Annotated in this window: 13 protein-coding genes; 5 read left to right on the forward strand and 8 right to left on the reverse strand. The window is 66.8% G+C overall.

Translation table 11 applies throughout. The features are described from left to right. The first annotated feature begins 6 nt into the window (after positions 1 to 6). Positions 7 to 1299: a glutamate dehydrogenase GdhB gene (gene gdhB / locus WD430_RS11690; protein WP_339102624.1), complete on the forward strand. Its 1293-nt coding sequence runs from the start codon at positions 7 to 9 to the stop codon at positions 1297 to 1299. Positions 1300 to 1455: 156 nt separating this feature from the next. Here gdhB and WD430_RS11695 read toward each other — a convergent pair whose 3' ends face one another. Continuing rightward, a complete protein-coding gene (locus WD430_RS11695) occupies positions 1456 to 1791 on the reverse strand; it encodes a type II toxin-antitoxin system PemK/MazF family toxin (protein WP_339102625.1) in 336 nt (111 codons plus the stop codon). Next, positions 1788 to 2138: a MarR family transcriptional regulator gene (locus WD430_RS11700; RefSeq protein ID WP_339102626.1), complete on the reverse strand. Its 351-nt coding sequence runs from the start codon at positions 2136 to 2138 to the stop codon at positions 1788 to 1790. Before WD430_RS11700 ends, WD430_RS11695 begins: the two co-directional genes overlap by 4 nt. Before the next feature lie 271 nt (positions 2139 to 2409). Here WD430_RS11700 and WD430_RS11705 point away from each other — a divergent pair, with 271 nt between their 5' ends. Continuing rightward, complete coding sequence (locus WD430_RS11705) at positions 2410 to 2745, forward strand: hypothetical protein (protein ID WP_339102627.1); 336 nt, start codon at positions 2410 to 2412, stop codon at positions 2743 to 2745. A gap of 39 nt (positions 2746 to 2784) precedes the next feature. Here the strand turns inward: WD430_RS11705 and WD430_RS11710 are convergent, their stop codons facing one another. Further along, entirely contained in the window at positions 2785 to 5952 is a 3168-nt protein-coding gene (locus WD430_RS11710; protein ID WP_339102628.1) for an FAD-linked oxidase C-terminal domain-containing protein, read from the reverse strand. A gap of 8 nt (positions 5953 to 5960) precedes the next feature. After that, positions 5961 to 6935, reverse strand: coding sequence for a D-2-hydroxyacid dehydrogenase (locus WD430_RS11715; protein ID WP_339102629.1), 975 nt, complete (start codon positions 6933 to 6935; stop codon positions 5961 to 5963). Positions 6936 to 7062: 127 nt separating this feature from the next. Here WD430_RS11715 and WD430_RS11720 point away from each other — a divergent pair, with 127 nt between their 5' ends. Together WD430_RS11720 and ilvA are read left to right on the forward strand one after the other, a co-directional pair. Beyond that, positions 7063 to 8397: an amidohydrolase gene (locus tag WD430_RS11720; protein ID WP_339102630.1), complete on the forward strand. Its 1335-nt coding sequence runs from the start codon at positions 7063 to 7065 to the stop codon at positions 8395 to 8397. Then, positions 8394 to 9650: a threonine ammonia-lyase gene (gene ilvA / locus WD430_RS11725; RefSeq protein ID WP_339102631.1), complete on the forward strand. Its 1257-nt coding sequence runs from the start codon at positions 8394 to 8396 to the stop codon at positions 9648 to 9650. Before WD430_RS11720 ends, ilvA begins: the two co-directional genes overlap by 4 nt. A 470-nt stretch (positions 9651 to 10120) precedes the next feature. On the opposite strand, the gene WD430_RS11730 is transcribed toward ilvA, so the two are convergent. The 4 genes from WD430_RS11730 to WD430_RS11745 form a co-directional block, all read right to left on the reverse strand. Next, positions 10121 to 11482 (reverse strand): aminotransferase class III-fold pyridoxal phosphate-dependent enzyme, encoded by a 1362-nt coding sequence (locus tag WD430_RS11730; protein ID WP_339102632.1) that lies wholly within the window; start codon positions 11480 to 11482, stop codon positions 10121 to 10123. A gap of 143 nt (positions 11483 to 11625) precedes the next feature. Continuing rightward, entirely contained in the window at positions 11626 to 13329 is a 1704-nt protein-coding gene (locus WD430_RS11735; protein WP_339105816.1) for a BCCT family transporter, read from the reverse strand. A gap of 530 nt (positions 13330 to 13859) precedes the next feature. Next, a complete protein-coding gene (locus WD430_RS11740; RefSeq protein WP_339102633.1) occupies positions 13860 to 14507 on the reverse strand; it encodes a hypothetical protein in 648 nt (215 codons plus the stop codon). A 129-nt stretch (positions 14508 to 14636) separates the two neighbouring features. Next, positions 14637 to 15950 carry an acyl-CoA thioester hydrolase/BAAT C-terminal domain-containing protein gene (locus WD430_RS11745; RefSeq protein WP_339102634.1) on the reverse strand — a complete coding sequence of 438 codons (1314 nt, stop codon included), beginning with the start codon at positions 15948 to 15950 and terminating at the stop codon, positions 14637 to 14639. Between the two features lie 173 nt (positions 15951 to 16123). Between WD430_RS11745 and WD430_RS11750 the strand changes: the two genes are divergently transcribed. Further along, on the forward strand, positions 16124 to 17035 hold the full coding sequence (locus tag WD430_RS11750; RefSeq protein ID WP_339102635.1) for a winged helix-turn-helix domain-containing protein: 912 nt from the start codon (positions 16124 to 16126) through the stop codon (positions 17033 to 17035). Positions 17036 to 17073 lie beyond the last annotated feature (38 nt).

Below are 17073 nucleotides of genomic sequence, written 5' to 3' on the forward strand. Positions count from 1 at the left end.
CGACAGATGACTACGACACCCCCCACGGAAGCGGCCGAAGCCGAACCGGACGAGACGCTCGATTCGGCGCTCGTCACCGCCCGGCGCCAGTTAGAGCGCGCGGCGACCCACGTCGACGTCGATCCCGGCGTGATCGAGCGATTGAAACACCCGACCAAGGTCCAGCAGGTGTCGGTCCCCCTCGAGCGCGAGGACGGGAGCGTCGAGGTCTTCACCGGCTACCGCGCCCAGCACGACGATGTTCGCGGTCCATACAAGGGCGGACTGCGTTTCCATCCCGAGGTGACCGCCGAGGAGTGTACCGGGCTCTCGATGTGGATGACCTGGAAGTGCGCGGTGATGGACCTCCCCTTCGGCGGCGGCAAGGGCGGTATCGCCGTCGATCCGAAGGGCCTCAGCGAGGACGAGACCGAACGGCTCACCCGACGGTTCGCCGAGGAGTTGCGCGACGTCGTCGGACCGACGAAGGACGTCCCCGCGCCGGACATGGGCACCGACGCTCAGACCATGGCGTGGTTCATGGACGCCTACTCGATGCAACAGGGCGAGACTATCCCCGGCGTCGTCACCGGCAAACCGCCCGTCATCGGCGGCTCCTACGGCCGCGAGGAGGCGCCCGGTCGCTCGACGGCGATCGCCGCCCGCGAGGCCGTCGACTACTACGACCGCGATCTCTCGGACACCACGGTCGCCGTCCAGGGCTTCGGCAGCGTCGGCGCCAACGCCGCCCGCCTCCTCGAGGACTGGGGCGCGACCGTCGTCGCCGTCTCGGACGTTAACGGCGCGATCCACGACCCCGACGGGCTCGACACCCACGCGATCCCGACCCACGAGGAGGAGCCGGAGGCCGTCCTCGAGCAGGACGCCCCCGAAACGCTCTCCAACGAGGCGATCCTCGAGCTCGACGTCGACGTCCTGATCCCCGCGGCCGTCGGCAACGTCATCACCGCGGACAACGCCGAGGCGATCGACGCGGACATCGTCGTCGAGGGCGCCAACGGTCCGACCACGTTCGCCGCCGACACCATCCTCGAGGAGCGCGGCGTCCACGTCATCCCCGACATCCTCGCGAACGCCGGCGGCGTGACGGTGAGCTACTTCGAGTGGCTCCAGGACATCAACCGCCGGCAGTGGTCCCTCGAGCGCGTCAACGAGGAACTCGAGGAGCACATGCTCGAGGCGTGGGCCGACGTCGCCGCGGAAGTCGAGGCGAAGGAGCTGACGTGGCGCGACGCCGCCTACGTCGTGGCGCTGTCGCGGATCGCCGAGGCGAAGGAGACGCGCGGGCTCTGGCCGTAAGTTTCTCGCAGGGCTACTGTCCAGACGTTCTCCTGCCGGCCGTGTGAGCGGCCGATAGCGGGATATCGATCTCCTATCTGCGTATTCGAGAGTCGTATCGCTCGAGGTCCAGTAGCCTCCTCAGACGGTAACTATTCGATCGGGCCGACGGACAGGTCACTCGAGACCGATGTACGATCCGAGCTGCTCGGTGACTTCGTCGACGATCCCCTCGGCCAGCACGCCGAGTTCGCGATCGATTCGAGTCGCTTCGACTGACGCGACCGCCCACGGGAGAATCGAACTGCTCTTCGGCAGACCGCCGTCGACGAGATCGTCGTCGTCGATCGGAACGCGTTCGTCGTACCACGTTTTCGTCGAGAGCGTGAGTGCGATGTACTGCTCGCCGTGAAACGGCGTCTCGTCCGTACCGATGATCAGCCACGGCCGACTCGCATCGTCTCCTTTGAACGGATCGTCTGCGAAGACGATCGAACCTCTCTCGTACGTCATTCCCGTGCCCGCTCACTCGCTTCGACCCACTCGTCGTGATCTTCCTCGCCGTAGAGTTCGTTGAACCGCTGGATCGTCCGATGAAACTGGTGTGCACGACGGAGCCGTTCCGTGTCGTCCGTAATGGCCCAGTACGATCCCTTGTGCCGGACGAGATCCCGTTCCTTCAGCCGGTTGAGTACTGCCGATATCGAGTTTTCGTTGACGCCGGCTCGGTCGGCGATCGTCGACGCCTTCCACGCCTTGTCCCTGTTCTCGTAGAGGAACCGGAGCACTCGTTCGGCGTTGCTCGGCTCCTCGAGTTCCGCAGGGGATCGCTCCTCGAAGTCCTCGATATCGATCGACATACACGTGACAACGTTCTGTATCGACAAAAGCGTATCTATGGTACTATTAGTACGCTATGTACGGACGTATGTATTGTATCTACCGTACTCTCAGTCAGCGTTTCGATGGTGATGCCGAACCGGCGCCAATCGGAGTCGGTTATCGAGCGAGGACGAGGATCCGCGAGAGCACGCGTCACCGCACCCGATCGTCTAGACAGACTTGTTCCGTCCGACGAACATGTATTTCTGGAAACAAAAACGTAATCGGTACGACGAGAGACACGTCGATATGGCCAGTTTCGTCGGATTCCTCACGAAGGGATTCGAACTCGCCGCCGCGGTCGGCAACCTCGAGGTCGCCCGCCGAACGGACCGTGGCATCGACCGCGAGTACCTCGTCTTAGGCTTCAGCCTTGGCATGGCGTACCGAATCCTCGAGTCGGAGTACGTCGGCCGATTTCGAGAGCACCCGCTGCGATACCTGACCTTCCTGTCGCTGTGGCTCGCGATCACGCGGGCCGTCCTCCCGATGGACGACGAGTCGGTCAACTACTCGGTCGGGAGCGGCGTCGGCATCGGCTCGCTCGTCTATGCGGTCGTCGACCGAAAGCGGGAGTCACAGTAAGTTCGCACTGGGCTCGAGTCCCCTCGTCGCTGACTCGAGTCACCTCACTACGGCCGCGAGTTTCTCGACCGGGTGGGCCGGATAGTCCCCCTCGTGGCCCTCGAGTTGGGTCCGACAGGAGGCCCCGGGCGCGACGACTTCCTCGCCGTCGCTGTCGGCGACCTGCTCGAAGAGGATCGATCCGATCGTCCGGCTCAGCGAGTAGTGTTCGGCCTCGTAGCCGAAGCTCCCGGCCATCCCGCAACAGCCCGAATCGAGGGCGTCGACCTCGTAGCCGGCGGCCTCGAGGACGCTCGCGGCGTGGCCGTCCTTCTTCGTCGCCTTCTGGTGGCAGTGGCCGTGGTAGGTCAGCCGGCCTCGAGCGGCCCCCTGGTCGACGCCTGCCTCCGCGAGCAGGTCGAACCGATCGACGTACTCCATGACGCCGTAGGTGTTCGCCGCGACGCGCTCGACGTCGCGGCCCGAGAGCAGGTCCAGGTAGTCCGACTGGAGCATCACGGCGTCGGAGGGCTCGACGAGGACGACCTCCCAGCCGTTCGCGACGAACGGCTCGAGGGCATCGACGTTCGTCCGCGCGCGCTCCCGCGAGAGATCGAGGAAGCCCTTCGAGTGGGCCGGTCGCCCCGTCGAGGTGATCCCGTCGGGGACCGTGACGTGAACGCCCGCGGCCTCGAGCACCCGAACCGCGGCCTTCCCCGCCTCTGGGTGGTTGTAGTTCGTGTACGTGTCTGGGATGAGCACGACCCGTCGACTGGCCGACTCGCGCGGTATCTGCGCACCGCCCCGCTTCTCGAACCAGTCCTCGAGGCTCTCGCTCGCGAACGTCGGCAGATCGCGCTCGCGGGCGATTCCGAGGATCTTCTCGGCGATGGCGTCCGATCCGGGAAGCGACGCCGCCCAGTTCGACAGCGGCGCGAGCGCGCTCCCGACGGCGTTCAGCCGGTCGACGTTCGCGAAGAGCCGATAGCGGAGGCTCGCGCCGTTCTTCTGATGGGCGGCGTGCTCTACTTCGGCCTTGAGCTTCGCCATGTCGACCTCGCTCGGGCAGTCCCGCGCACAGCCCTTGCAGCCGATACAGAGGTCCATGATCTCCGCTACGAACTCCTCGTCGGTGGCGTCGGTCTCGAGGTCGCCGCTCATCGCCTGTCGGAGCATGTTCGCCCGCCCGCGGGTGCTCAGGCTCTCCTCCTCGGCCGCGCGGTAGGTCGGACACATCACGCCGCCGGTGGTCTCCTGCTCGCTCCGACAGCCGCCGCAGCCGTGGCAGAGTTCGACCATCCCCTGGAAGCCGTTGTCGGTGTCCCACTCGAGGGCGGGTTCGAAGCCGGCCTCGAACTCGTAGCTGGGGTCGAACCGGAGGTTCTCGGTCATGCGGTGGTCGCCGCAGACGTTTCCGGGATTCAGGAGCCAATCGGGATCGAACGCCGTCTTCAACTCGCGGAACAGCTCCCAGACGTCGTCACCGTAGAGCTTGCGGTTCCACTGGGTGCGGGCGCGGCCGTCGCCGTGCTCGCCCGACACGCTCCCGCCGTACTCGACGACGAGGTCGGTCACGTCGTCGGCGAGGGACTCGAACGCCTCGAGTCCGGCCGCCGACTTCGTGTCGACCAGCGGCCGCATGTGCATGCAGCCGGGACCCGCGTGGGCGTAGAAGCTCGCGAACGTGTCGTACTCCTCGAGGACTTCCTGAAAGTCCGCCACGTAGTCCGCGAGGTTCTCAGTTGGGACGGCGGTGTCCTCGATGAAGGAGATGTGCTTCTCGTCGGAGGTGCGAGAGAGCAGAATGGGCGCCGCGCTCTTGCGGAGCTTCCAGAGTTCGGCGATCCCGTCGGGGTCGTGGGCCTCGAGGGCGTCGAACGCGCGGATCGGCGCCGAACTGCCGATCTCGGAGTCGCTCGAATCCGGCACTTCGTCGTCGGGCAGCCGATCGGCCAGCAGGTCCGCGACCTGCTCGCGGCCGTGGTCGTCGTCCTCGCCGTAGAACTCGACGAGCAGCGCGGTCTCGGTGCCCGCGGGGAGTCGCTCGGCGACGGCGGCGAACTCTTCGGTATTTTCCGCGAGTTCGATCAGGACGTCGTCGATCGCTTCGACGGCCGCCGGATCGTGGTTCCGGACGATGGTGTCGACGTCGGCCATCGCCTCGAGCAGGTCGCGGTAGGTCAACAGCACCACCGACGTCGTTTCGGGCACGGGCTCGAGCGAGACGGTCGCCTCCGTGACGACGCCGAGGGTCCCCTCGCTGCCGGCGAAGACGCGGGCGAGGTTGACGGTCGCGTCGGGGTCGGGTTCGGAGTCGGCGTCGATCGCGACCGACTCCGCGGCGGTCTCGTCGAAGGCCTCGGGCGTCCCGTAGGCCTCCGCGACCAGCCGGTCGAGGTTGTACCCCGAGACGTTGCGCTTCAGTTGCGGGAAGACATCGCCGATCGCCTCGGCGTCGTCGTCGATCACGCGGCGCAGCGCCTCGTGGATTCGCTCGAGGAGCGCCCCGTCGAGGTCGGCTCGCTCGCGGAGCTCCGCCACCGTCACCTCGCCGAACCGCTCGACTGAGCCGTCGGCGAGGACGACCTCCACTTCCTCGACGTAGGCGTCGGTCTTCCCGTACTGCAGCGAATGTGCGCCGGTCGAATTGTTGCCGATGGCGCCGCCGACGGTGCTGCGGTTGCCCGCCGCGGGGTCCGGCGCGAACTTCAGCCCGTGAGCCTCGAGGGAACCGTTCAGATCGGCGAGGACGGTTCCGCCCTGGACGGTCGCCCGCCGCGCGTCGGGGTCGATCTCGAGCACGTCGCCCATGTGCGCCGTGAAATCGAGGACGACGGCCTCGTTGACCGCCTGTCCGGCGAGGCTCGTGCCGCCGCCGCGCGGGAGCACCGGGATACCGTGCTCGGCGCAGTAGCCGACGACGCTCGCGACGTCGTCGGTCGAGCGCGGGAGGACGACGCCGATCGGCGTCATCTCGTAGGCGCTCGCGTCCGTCGCGTACAACTGGCGGCTGTACTCGTCGAAGCGCACTTCGCCGTCGATGCGCTCGCGCAGCGCCGCCACGAGCGCGGGGCGGTCGACGTCGCCGCCGACGTAGTCGTAGTCGGCCCGCGGATCCGCTGCCGGATCTCCCTCGCGGGGATCCGCCGGCGGCCCGAGTTGGCTCTCGTCCGGAGTCGACGTCTGGTCGCTGTGGTCGGTCGTGGAACGCTGGTCTTCCGTGGCCATCGTACTGATTAGCTCCCGCCCGGCTGGTAGACGGCGTTCTCGAGTTCGCCCTCCTCCGCCTCGAGCGCCCGGAGGTTATTCGCGACGACGTCGGCCAGCCGGTCCCAGTGTTTCGGCGTGTGGCCGCCGGTGTGGGGCGTGAGAAGGCAGTTCTCGAGGTCCCAGAGCTCGTGGTCGCTCGGGAGCGGTTCGGGGTCGGTGACGTCGAGGGCGGCCCCGCGGATCCCCTCGTACTGCAGCGCCGAGACGAGCGCGTCGGTGTCGACGATGCCCCCGCGGGCCGCGTTGACGAGCACGGCCTCGGGCGGCAGCGTCGCCAGCGCGTCCTCGTCGACGAGATTGCGCGTCAGGTCGTTCAATGGACAGGCGAGCACGACGTAGTCGCTGCGGGCGAACGCCTCGTGGACGTCGTCCTCGCCGAAGCCGAGCACCTCGTCGGTCGGGCCGCCCTTCTCGGGCGTGTAGCGGATCCCGATCGTCTCGACCTCAAAGCCCTCGAGGCGCTGAACAACTGCCTGCCCGATCGAGCCGAGACCGACGATCGTGACCGTGCTGTCGGTAAATTCGTGTGACTGGAAGTGGCGCCACTCGTTGTTCTCCTTGCGGCGCCAGCCCTCGTGGAGGTTCCGCGCGAAGACGAGCATGTTGGCGATCGTCTGCTCGGCGATGCCGGGCGCGTGGATCCCGCCGGCGTTCGTCACGGCGACGCCGCGGTCGGCCAGCGCGTCCATCGGCACGTGGTCGGTACCGGCGAACGTACAGGCGAACAGCTCGAGGCGGTCGGCCTCGGCGAGCAGCGCCTCGTCGATCGTGATGCCGGTCACGACGCGCGCCTGTGGGACGAGTTCGCGCTCCTCCCTGGGCGTCCGCGCGAGCGCGACGGTGTGCTCGGGCAACCGCTCGCGGAGGGTCTCGGCGTACGATTCCATCGACAGCCCTTCCGTCCCCTCTCGGAGGACGACGACGTCTGGATTCGTGCTCATATGCGGTGGTGTGCGTCCCGACGACGCGTTACCGTACGGTTGTCATCGATTCTCTTATCCCTTTTGTGTAGTCGACGTCAACACTGATTGTGTATAATTAAGTCACTGGGCCGCGTCAGCGACTCGCATGAACGTGCCGATCCGGGACCGACTCGTCAGCCTCCGACGGAGCCTGCACCGCCACCCCGAACCCGCGTGGCGCGAGTTCTACACCACGGCCCGCCTCGTCGAGGAGATCCGGGCCATCGGCGTCGACGAACTCGCCGTCGGGCCGGACGCCTACGACCCCGCCGACCGCATGGCCGTGCCTGACGACGACCTCGAGCCGTGGATCGAACGCGCCCGCGAGCGCGGCGCCGACGAGGCCCTGCTGGAGCGCATGAGCGGCGGTAACACCGGTGCGGTAGCGGTGATCGACCGCGGCGAGGGGCCCGCGATCGGGCTGCGCGTCGACATCGACGGGCTGTTCATCGAGGAGTCGACCGACGCGGACCACGACCCCGCGAGCGAGGGCTTTCGCTCGGAGATCGACGGGACGATGCACGCCTGCGGCCACGACGCCCACATGACCTGGGGACTGGCCGTCCTCCAGGCGATCAAAGAGAGCGACTTCTCGGGTCGCTTCGTGGTCTTCTTCCAGCCCGCCGAGGAGACCGGCGGCGGCGGGTGTCCGATGGCGAGAAGCGAGTTCGCGGACGGGCTGGACTACCTGCTCGCCGTCCACGTGGGCCTCGACCATCCCACGGGAGAGGTGATTGCAGGGATCGAGAAGCCGCTCGCGATGTGCCACGTCGATCTGACGATCGAGGGCACCTCCGCCCACGCGGGGAAGGCGCCCAACGAGGGCGACAACGCGATGCACGCGATGGGGGCGGCGATCGAGAACGCCTACGGCATCCCCCGCCACAGCGACGGGATGACCCGGGTGAACATCGGCAAGGCCGAGGCGGGGACCGCGAGCAACGTCATCGCCGAGCGCGCTCACATGGAGGCCGAAGCGAGGGGCGAGACGACCGCGTTGATGGAGTACACGCGGGATCGCCTCGAGCGGACGGTGCGGAACGCGGCCGAGATGCACGGCTGTCGGGCCGAGTTCGACGTCGTCAGCGAGTCGCCCCGCGCCGACAGCGACCCCGAACTGCAGTCGCTGGTCAGCGAGGTGGCGGGCGAGGTCAGGGGAATCGACCGCGTCGTCCCGGCGGCCGACTTCGGCGCGAGCGAGGACGCCACCTTCCTGATGGAGCGCGTCCAGAAAGACGGCGGCCTGGCGACGTACATGATCGTCGGCACCGACCACCCCACGAGCCACCACACGCCGACGTTCGACGTCGACGAGCGCAGCCTCGAGCACGGCGTCGACGTCCTCGTCGGCTCGATCCGGGAACTCGAGCGCCGGCATCCGGTCGCACGGACGGAGGCGGCGACGGACCCGGTCGCGGACGCCGGGGAGGGCGGCGAATGAGCGGGAACCGATCGACGAGCGGGCCGCTCGTCACCCGCGCGGACGTCGAGACGGCCCGGGAGCGCATCGACGACGTCGTCCACCGGACGCCCCTCGACACCTCGCGGACGTTCGCCGACCTGAGCGGCGCGGCCTCGGTCGGGCTCAAACTCGAGAACGTCCAGCGGACGGGCTCGTTCAAGATCCGCGGGGCGTACAACACGATGGCCCAGCTCTCGGACGCCGAACGCGAGGCGGGGGTCATCGCCTCGAGCGCGGGCAACCACGCGCAGGGCGTGGCGCTGGCCGGCCAGTTGCTCGGTATCGAGACGACCATCGTCGTCCCCGAGGTGACGCCTGCCGCGAAGATCGAGGCCACCCGCGGCTACGGCGCCGAGGTCGTCGTCGAGGGCGACATCTACGAGCGATCCTACGAGTACGCCGTAGAGCGCGCCGACGAGACCGGCGAGACGTTCGTCCACCCCTTCGACGACGCGGCGATCGTCGCCGGTCAGGGAACGATCGGTCTGGAGTTACTCGAGCAATACCCCGACCTCGACACCGTGCTGGTCGCGATCGGCGGCGGCGGGCTGATCGCGGGGATCGGGACGGTGCTGAAGGCCCACGATCCGGATATTCGAGTCATCGGGGTCCAGCCCGAAGGTGCGGCCCACGCGAAGCCGTCCCTCGAGGCCGGCGAGATCCGCCAACTCGAGGCCGTCGACACCGTCGCGGAGGGGATCGCGGACACGCGGATGCTCGAGACGACCTTCGAGATCGCCCGCGAGGTCGTCGACGACGTGGTCAGCGTGAGCGATCGCGAGATCGCCGCCGCCGTGGCGCTGCTGGCCGAGCGCGCGAAGACGGTCGCCGAGAGCGCCGGTGCGGCGCCGCTGGCGGCCGCGCTTTCGGACGAGGCGGCTCGCGACCTCGAGGGCGAGCACGTCGGCGTCGTCGTTTCGGGCGGCAACGTGAACCTCACCGAGCACGCGGAACTGACGCGAACGGGCCTGCACGAACTCGAGCGCTACGCGGACGCGAGGCTCGCCGTCGAGGGGTGGCCGACGACCGTCGGCGAGGTGGCCGAGACCGTGGAATCCGAAGGCGCCGAACTGGACGTCCTCGAGCGCGCCCGCCGGACGTCGGTCGACGAGCCGAATCGGGTTCCGATGACGATCGGCCTCGAGGGCAGTGGACGGGGGCATCTCGAGGGAGTTCTGGAGTCGTTAGACGCGCTCGAGGGGGTGTCGGTCCTCGAGCGCTCGCTCGAGTAACGGTTCTCTCTCAACGGGCCGTCCGATTACTGTTGGCGCGCTGAACCGCGACGGAGTCGCGGTTCGACTACCGCGAGGGATGAGTGAGGGAGCGGGAGCGACCGAGCGAATCGGCTGGGGAGGGCGTGGCGTTCCTCGTTGCCACGATTCGTGAGTCGATGGTGATGTCGCTGTTTCGAATCGAGGGATGACGAAAACGAGTCCGCTGCTCGTACTGGCACCTGGGGATTTCCACACCCACCCCAGCCGATTCGTTCGCTCCCACCGGTCGCTCACTCATCCCTCGCGCAGGATCGGATCGGGGCTCGACGGTCGCTCGCCCCGATACAGCGCGCGCCACCGCAGTCAATACTCGAGTTGTAAAACGATAGTGAAACAGTATCCGTTTACCGAACCGATTCGCGACGGTCGGCGACGCGCTCGAGCCGCGCGGAGAAACGGAAATCGATCGCGGAAATCGACGGTCGTCCTTACGCGACTTTCGCGCTCGGGCTGACGGCCTCGATCGCTTCGAGGAAGATGCCGATCCCCAGTTCGATCTCGCGCTCGCTCGAGTCCAGCGGCGGCAGCAACCGGATCGTCTTCTCGCCACAGCCCAACGTCAGCAGGCCGCGCTCGAGGGCGGCTTCGACGACGGCGGACCGCCGTTCGGGGGTATCGAACTCGACGGCGAGCATCAGGCCCTTGCCGCGGACGTCCACGACGGAGTCGGGCGCGTCGTCGCGCAGGAGTTCTTTGGCCTGCTCGCCGCGCTGGGTCGCGTTGTCCAGCAGGTCGTGTTCCCGGATGGCCTCGAGGGTGAACGCGCCCATCATCGAGCCGAGCAGATCGCCGCCGCCGAAGGTCGACCCCAGCCGGTTCTTCTCGCTGGGGAAGACCTCCGAGCGGGAGATCGTCGCGCCGACGCGCAGCGCCTTCGCGCTGGCGATGACGTCGGGTTCGATCGGGTAGTGATCCGAGGCCCAGATCTCGCCGGTGCGGCCGACGCCGGACTGGATCTCGTCGACGACCAGCGGGATGTCGTACTCGTCGGTGACGTCGGCCACTTCCTGCATGAACTCCTGGCTGGGAAAGCGGTAGCCGCCGACGCCCTGAATCGGCTCGAGCGCGAGGAAGGCGATCTCGTCGGGGTTGACGTGGCCGCCCTCCGGCGAGAGCATGTTTCGGAGCTGCGAACTCCCGCCGGCGAAGAAGCCGCAGTCGCAGCTGTCGGCGTCACAGCCTCGATCGGCGCAGAACGGGACCGTCTCGATCCCGCTGATCTCGGGGTAGTGGCGCGTGTAGACCTCCTTTGACTTCGTCAGCGAGAGCGTGCCGAGCGTGCGGCCGTGGAAGCTGCCCGCGAAGGCGACGCCGTACTTCGCGGGGGCTCGATAGTCGTGGGTGATCTTCATCGAGTTCTCCATCGCCTCGGCGCCGGAGTTCGAGAGGAAGACCGTGTCCATCCCGTACTGACTCGATACCGCGGTCAGTTTCTCCATGAGGTGACTCGAGCCGGGGACGTCGGCCTCGTCGGGGTTCGGGCCGGAGCCGAAGTACATGTCCTGGCCCGCGATCTTCATCGGTTCGACGAGGTCGAACTCGCGGACCTTCTCGAGGACTTTCGGGTTGTTGTACCCCAGCGGCGCTGCACCGATGTGGCAGGTGAAGTCGAGGAGGACGTTGCCGTCGACGTCGGTGACGAACGGGCCGTCGGCCGCCCGCGTCACGTCCCAGACGAAGTCGTGGGAGTACTCGCTGGGCGCGGAGTGCTCCTGATGGAAGTCGACCCATTGCTGCGCGTTCGGACCCGGAAGCGCGTCCGCGTCGGGTTCCGCCGTGTCCCTATCCATACACAGTTTATGTATACCTCGTACATTAAAACTTGTTATCGGTTGTCGAAGAGCGCGGCGCGGAACGCGAGCGGACGCCGACGAAAACGGGCAGCATGACGGCCGACGCGGGTCGGCCGGCGCGGCGGAGGGCCGCAGGCGATTCAGTCGTCGTCCGTTTCGACGGCGCCGCCGGGACCGGACGGCGATTCCGTTTCCGGCTTCCTGCTCGAGCCGATGAGGACGGTTTCGTCCTGCAGGAGGACTCGACCGTAGTTCGATCCGAAGTCCTTGATCAGCGAGCACATCGCGAGGAAGCAGACGAAGGCGAAGGGCGTTCCGGTGATGATTGCCGCCTGTTGGAGCGTGTTCGCGCTGCCGGTCCCGCCGAGGATCATCAGGATCGCCGCGGTCATCCCGAGGACGACGCCCCAGAAGATCCGGTTGATGTTCGAGGGTCTGGCCTTCCCGCCGGTCGTCATCATCGAGACGGCCAGCGTCGAGGAGTCCGCGGACGTGACGAAGAACGTCGTCACGAGGACCAAGAACATGTACATCAACGCGGTTCCGACGGGAATCGTCATCGAGGAACCGCCGACGTTCAGCGTGAACTGCAACGCCTCGAAGAGGATGAAGCCGGAGACCTCCGCACCGGCCTCGCCGGCGATCACCGCACTGAAGTCCGCGACGCCGTTATGCTGGGCCCAGACGGCGGTGCCGCCGACGAACGTGAACCACGGAATCGTGGCCCCGGAGGTCGCGACGATTCCAGTGAAGGCGACTTCGCGGACGGTTCGACCTTTGGAGATGCGGGCGATGAACAGGCCCGCGAACGGCGACCACGAGAGCGCCCACGCCCAGTAGAAGACGGTCCAGGCGTTCATCCACTCCGTGGCCGCCGGGTCTCCCGCACCCATCGGTCCGGCCCCGGTGAAGAGGCTCATCGAAACGAAGTCGCTGATCATCCCGCCGAACGCCTGCGTACCGAGCAGGATCAGGAACAGCGTCGGCCCGACGATGAACGTCCCAAACATGAGGACGACGAAGAGGATCATGTTGAAGTTCGAGAGTCGCCGGATCCCCTTGTCCACCCCGAGTACCATCGAGGTCGTAAACAGCAGCGTCATGAAGGTCACCACGGCGAGGATCCCGATGTTCCCCATGCTGATACCCCACTGGTAGTCCAGCCCGGTGACGAACTGGCTCCCGATGAAGCCCAGCGAGGTCGCCACGCCGCCGATCGTCGCGAACACCGCGAGGATGTCGACGACCTTCGCGGTCGGTCCGTCGAGGTTCTCCGCACCGAGGATCGGCGTCAGCGCCGAAGACACCCGAAGCGGGACGTTCTCGTAGTTGTACGCGAAGTAGCCGATCGCGATCCCCATGATCGTGAACACCGCGAGCTGCGGGAGCGCCCAGTGGAACAGCGTCTGCTGGACGGCGACGGTCATCGCTTCGGCCGAACCGCCCTCGACGCCGCCGAACAGCGGCGAGGGGCTATCGTAGTAGAACAGCGCTTCGGTCGGCCCCCAGAACACGACGCCCGCCGCGAACCCCGCCGAGTACAGCATCGCGAAGAACGACAGGAAGCTGTACTCCGGCGACTCGTCGCCTAACCTGATCGATCCCCACGGGCCGACGATCAGGAACAACAGGAACACGACGATCAGGAAGACGATCAGCAGCAGCGCCCAGTTGAACGCACCGAGCATCGAATCGTTCAGCGAGGAAATGCCGCTCTCGACCGTACTGGGACTGATGAAGAACGCTGCGATCACGCCGACGGTCAACAGCGCCCCGAACGCGAAGACGATCGGATCGATCTCCTCGAGGAACGTGTCGACCGCTCCCTTCTCGGCGTCGCTCATCGTCTCACCCCCGTACCCGGACAGCAGCGTGCTGATTGACCGTGCCTCCACCTGCCAGCCGCCATGCTGCGTGATGGCATACCGAGTCAATCGACAGCGTACACAATAAGTGTTTCTCACTCCGCAGTAATATCTACGAATTGCGTTTATTGGACGTTCGCTCGAGTGGCCCGACCGATCTCGAATCGATTTTAGGCATTTGAACGCGGAAACCGGGAGGAGGCGTACGTTCATTTAGATACACTCCGTGAAAAACACATACCATAACTATCTGACGGGTTTGGGGCGAACTGTGTGCCCGTTCGAGCGGCGAGGGTAGCAACGGTCGCCGCGGTCTCGAGTCGCGTCCCTCGCCGAGACGCGCTCGGCGAGGACGGTGTTCGCCGGCGAGAACGGTGCCGGTCGTCGATCGACGCGGACTCGAGTTCGTCCGAGCGGCTGGCGAGAACGCGCAGACGCGTGGGTGCCGACCGATGGCCGGCTCGAAGACGTGCGGGTATCAGTCGACGTTCGACGGCGATTTCGCCACGTCAGTTCGTCAGTTCGTCGAGTTTCCGGTCGCGTACCTCGGCGCTCTCGCTGACGCGGTCGGCGAACTCGTCGACTCGGTCCTTGATGTCCTCGCGGGTCGCCTCGGGAGAGAACCCGTCGGACATCGTCAGCAGGCGGACGAACGCCCGGAGCTCCTCGTCGGTCAGTTGGGCGAACTCCTCGTTTTCGAGCTTCTCGATGACCTCGTCGACGTCGATCTGGCCGACCGGTTCGACGTTGAACTCGACGTTGACCATCCGGTAGTTCGAGCCCGCGAGGCGCTGTTCGGCCTTGCCGACGCCCTCCGAGAGCATGTCCTTGAACGGGGTGTGATACCCCATCGTCCCGAGGTGGAGGAAGGCGAGCATGTCGGTGATTCCCTGCGTGTAGGCGTCCCGATCCTCGTCGTCGGGATCGAAGACGGTCTCGCGGTCGCGTTCCTCCATGTACTCGAAGAGGATGCTGAAATCGAGAATCGCGTTACGCACCCGCCGCCGGATACGGTTGCGCTTCTGTTTCTTCGAGTGATCCGTGTAGTCGGTCTTCCGACCGAGCAGGAAGTCGCGATCGGAGGGGGTGAGAATGCCGCGCGGTCGATCCGAGTCGGCCGCCGTCCGTAGGGACTCCGGCACGTCGTCCTGGCTCATACAGGACACACAGTCGGCCCGTGAATTAACGTTTCTGTTGCGGAGAACGTGATTATCACCGGACAGCTTCGTCCCTCGGGTCGGGTCTGCGCCGGAACGAACTGCGTTTGGCAGGGTGGAGCCGACGGCTCACGTCCGGAGCGTCTCGAACGTCTCGAGGACGCGCGGCCAGTGGTCGCGGTCCGCTTCGGCGTAGCCGTCCGCCGAGCCGCCCGTGACGAACTGCGCCGTTCGCTCGCGGTCGGCCGTCGGCAGATACGGGACGGTGATCGCGTGCCCCGCGTCCGGATACACCAGGTGCTCGTAGTCGCAGTCGTGACGCTCGAGTCGGTCGACCGCGATATCGTGGAGCCGCACGGAGTCCCACATACGGTCCGAACCGCCCGAGACGAGGAGCACCGGACCCGCGATCGACTCGACGGGGATCGTCGCCTCGGCGATCGTCCCCTCGTCGGCGTCTTCGAGCGACTGCGAGTAGCCGGGCTCCATCTCCATCGGCGGCCGCACGTCCCAGACCGAGTGATCGTCCGTGTAGGGGACGGACGAAACCGGCTCGTCGTCCGCCGTCCACGACGGGCCCGGCGGGAACTCCCGCCGTGAGATGCCCGCCCAGACGACGCCGCTCCCGTTGACCGAGACGACGGGCCCGACCGACTCGAGTCGGCTCCCGACGAGGAGCGCGAGTTCGCCGCCCTTCGACGTCCCGAACAGCCCCACGTCGGGGCCGCGAACGCCGTCCCGTTCGCGCACCGACTCGACGGCGTTCTCGACGGACTCGAGTGGCACCGCCACGAGTTCCGTCGGGAGGTTCTCGCGTCGACCCTGCCAGTCGAAGTACTGCAACGCGAGCGCGGCGAACCCGTGCGACGCCAGCAACTGCGCGATCCCGTCGGCGGGTTCCCCGCTCGATCCGTGGAGTACGATCACCGCCGGCGCCGGTTCCTTCCCCGGCGGCTCGTAGAGCCGGCCGACGAACGACTCGCCGTCCACCGGTTCGGACTCGACTCCCGGGCCGCCGAACTCGCGTTCGATCGTCGTCGAACCGAGCGGTTCTCCGTCGCGTTCGACGCGGACGGTCAGTTCGTCGCCGTCGCGTTCGGGTTCGTACGGGTCCGACCCCTCGGCCGGCGTCGCTCGCTGGACGAGTTCGATCACGCCACCCGTTATCTCGCCGTCCGCAGACGTCGCGGACTCGAGGTCGAGTGTCCCCGCCGGCGTGTCGTAGGTCGCGCTCGCTGCCCAATCGCGGCCGCTCCGGTCCGTCAGCGAGACCCGGATATCGACGGTTTCGACGGGAACGTCCGTGATCGTGAGGTCGATCCGCTCGTCGACCGAAACCGCGGTCGGACCTTCGAATCCGACGTCCGTTCCGGCTCCTTCGTTCGCGCCTTCCCGCTCGGTCGGAGCAGACGCGCCGTCGTCGCGTTCCGCTTCTCCAGTCATGCGTTACGGGACAGTGTACCGCCGGTCGCCCAATAGGTGTTCGGAGAAATACATTTCGGTAAGCGATCTTCGAGAAGGATATTTCAGTCCCGGATTTGATACGAACACCGACGTTCCCGACGAAGATGGCTACCGAACGACAGGTCGATGTCGGTCGCTCGCGATGGGAGCGTATGGACGGAGACGTGGATCCGGAGGCGGTCGCGGAGAGCCTCTCCGCGCTGGCCAACCCGTTACGGGTTCGAATACTGCTGGCGCTCGCGGAGACGCGCCGGCCGAATTGGGACCATCGGGGCATGAGTTACAGCGATCTCCGGTCGGCGGTGGACGTCGAGGACGGCGGACGGTTCAACTATCACGTCAACGAACTCCGCGATCGGTTCGTCCGGAGGGAGGAGGGACGGTACTGGTTGACCACCGCCGGGTCGCGCGTCGTGGACGAGATCTACGCCCGGACCTTCTCGGGCGGTCACGAGTCGGTCTCGGGACCGCTCGAGTGGACGTGTCCGGCCGGCGGGAAGCGACTCGAGGCCGCGGTCGATAACGGCGTCATCACCGCGTCGTGTCCGGAGCACGGCGTCCTGTTCGACATGATGCTCTCGTTCGGTTCGCCCCGAAACCGCGACCCCGACGAACTGTTCGCGTGGGCCAACCGTCGGGCGCTGTGGTATCTCGAGTCCGTCTCCTGGGACGTGTGTCCCCACTGTGCGGGACGCTTCGGTGAGGCGACGATCACGACCCACAGTCCGGAGCCGGGGAGCCGGCTGGAAACGTTCGGGTTGGATGCCTCGACGCTAGTGATGGCCGAGATGCGCTGTCGACAGTGCGGCGTCTCGTTCCGGATTCCCGCGTTCTACTACGCGCTGACGCGGGCGCCGACCGTCGCGTTCCTGCACGACCACGGCATCGACTACCGGACGCCCGAACTGGAGTACGGATCGACCGCGTGGGACTGCGAGAGCGAGGCGCTCGAGGACGGCGTGTTGGTTCGGTTCGAGATCGACGGCGACCGGTTCGAGATCGAACTGGACGGCGCGCTCGATACCCGGACGTACCGACGCGCGTCGGCGACCGAGGACCAGTGACTGGTCTCGCAGAAGCCGTCCAGTCCGTCCGCGACGTC

Source organism: Haloterrigena sp. KLK7 (assembly GCF_037914945.1).
Taxonomy (GTDB): Archaea; Halobacteriota; Halobacteria; order Halobacteriales; family Natrialbaceae; genus Haloterrigena; species Haloterrigena salinisoli.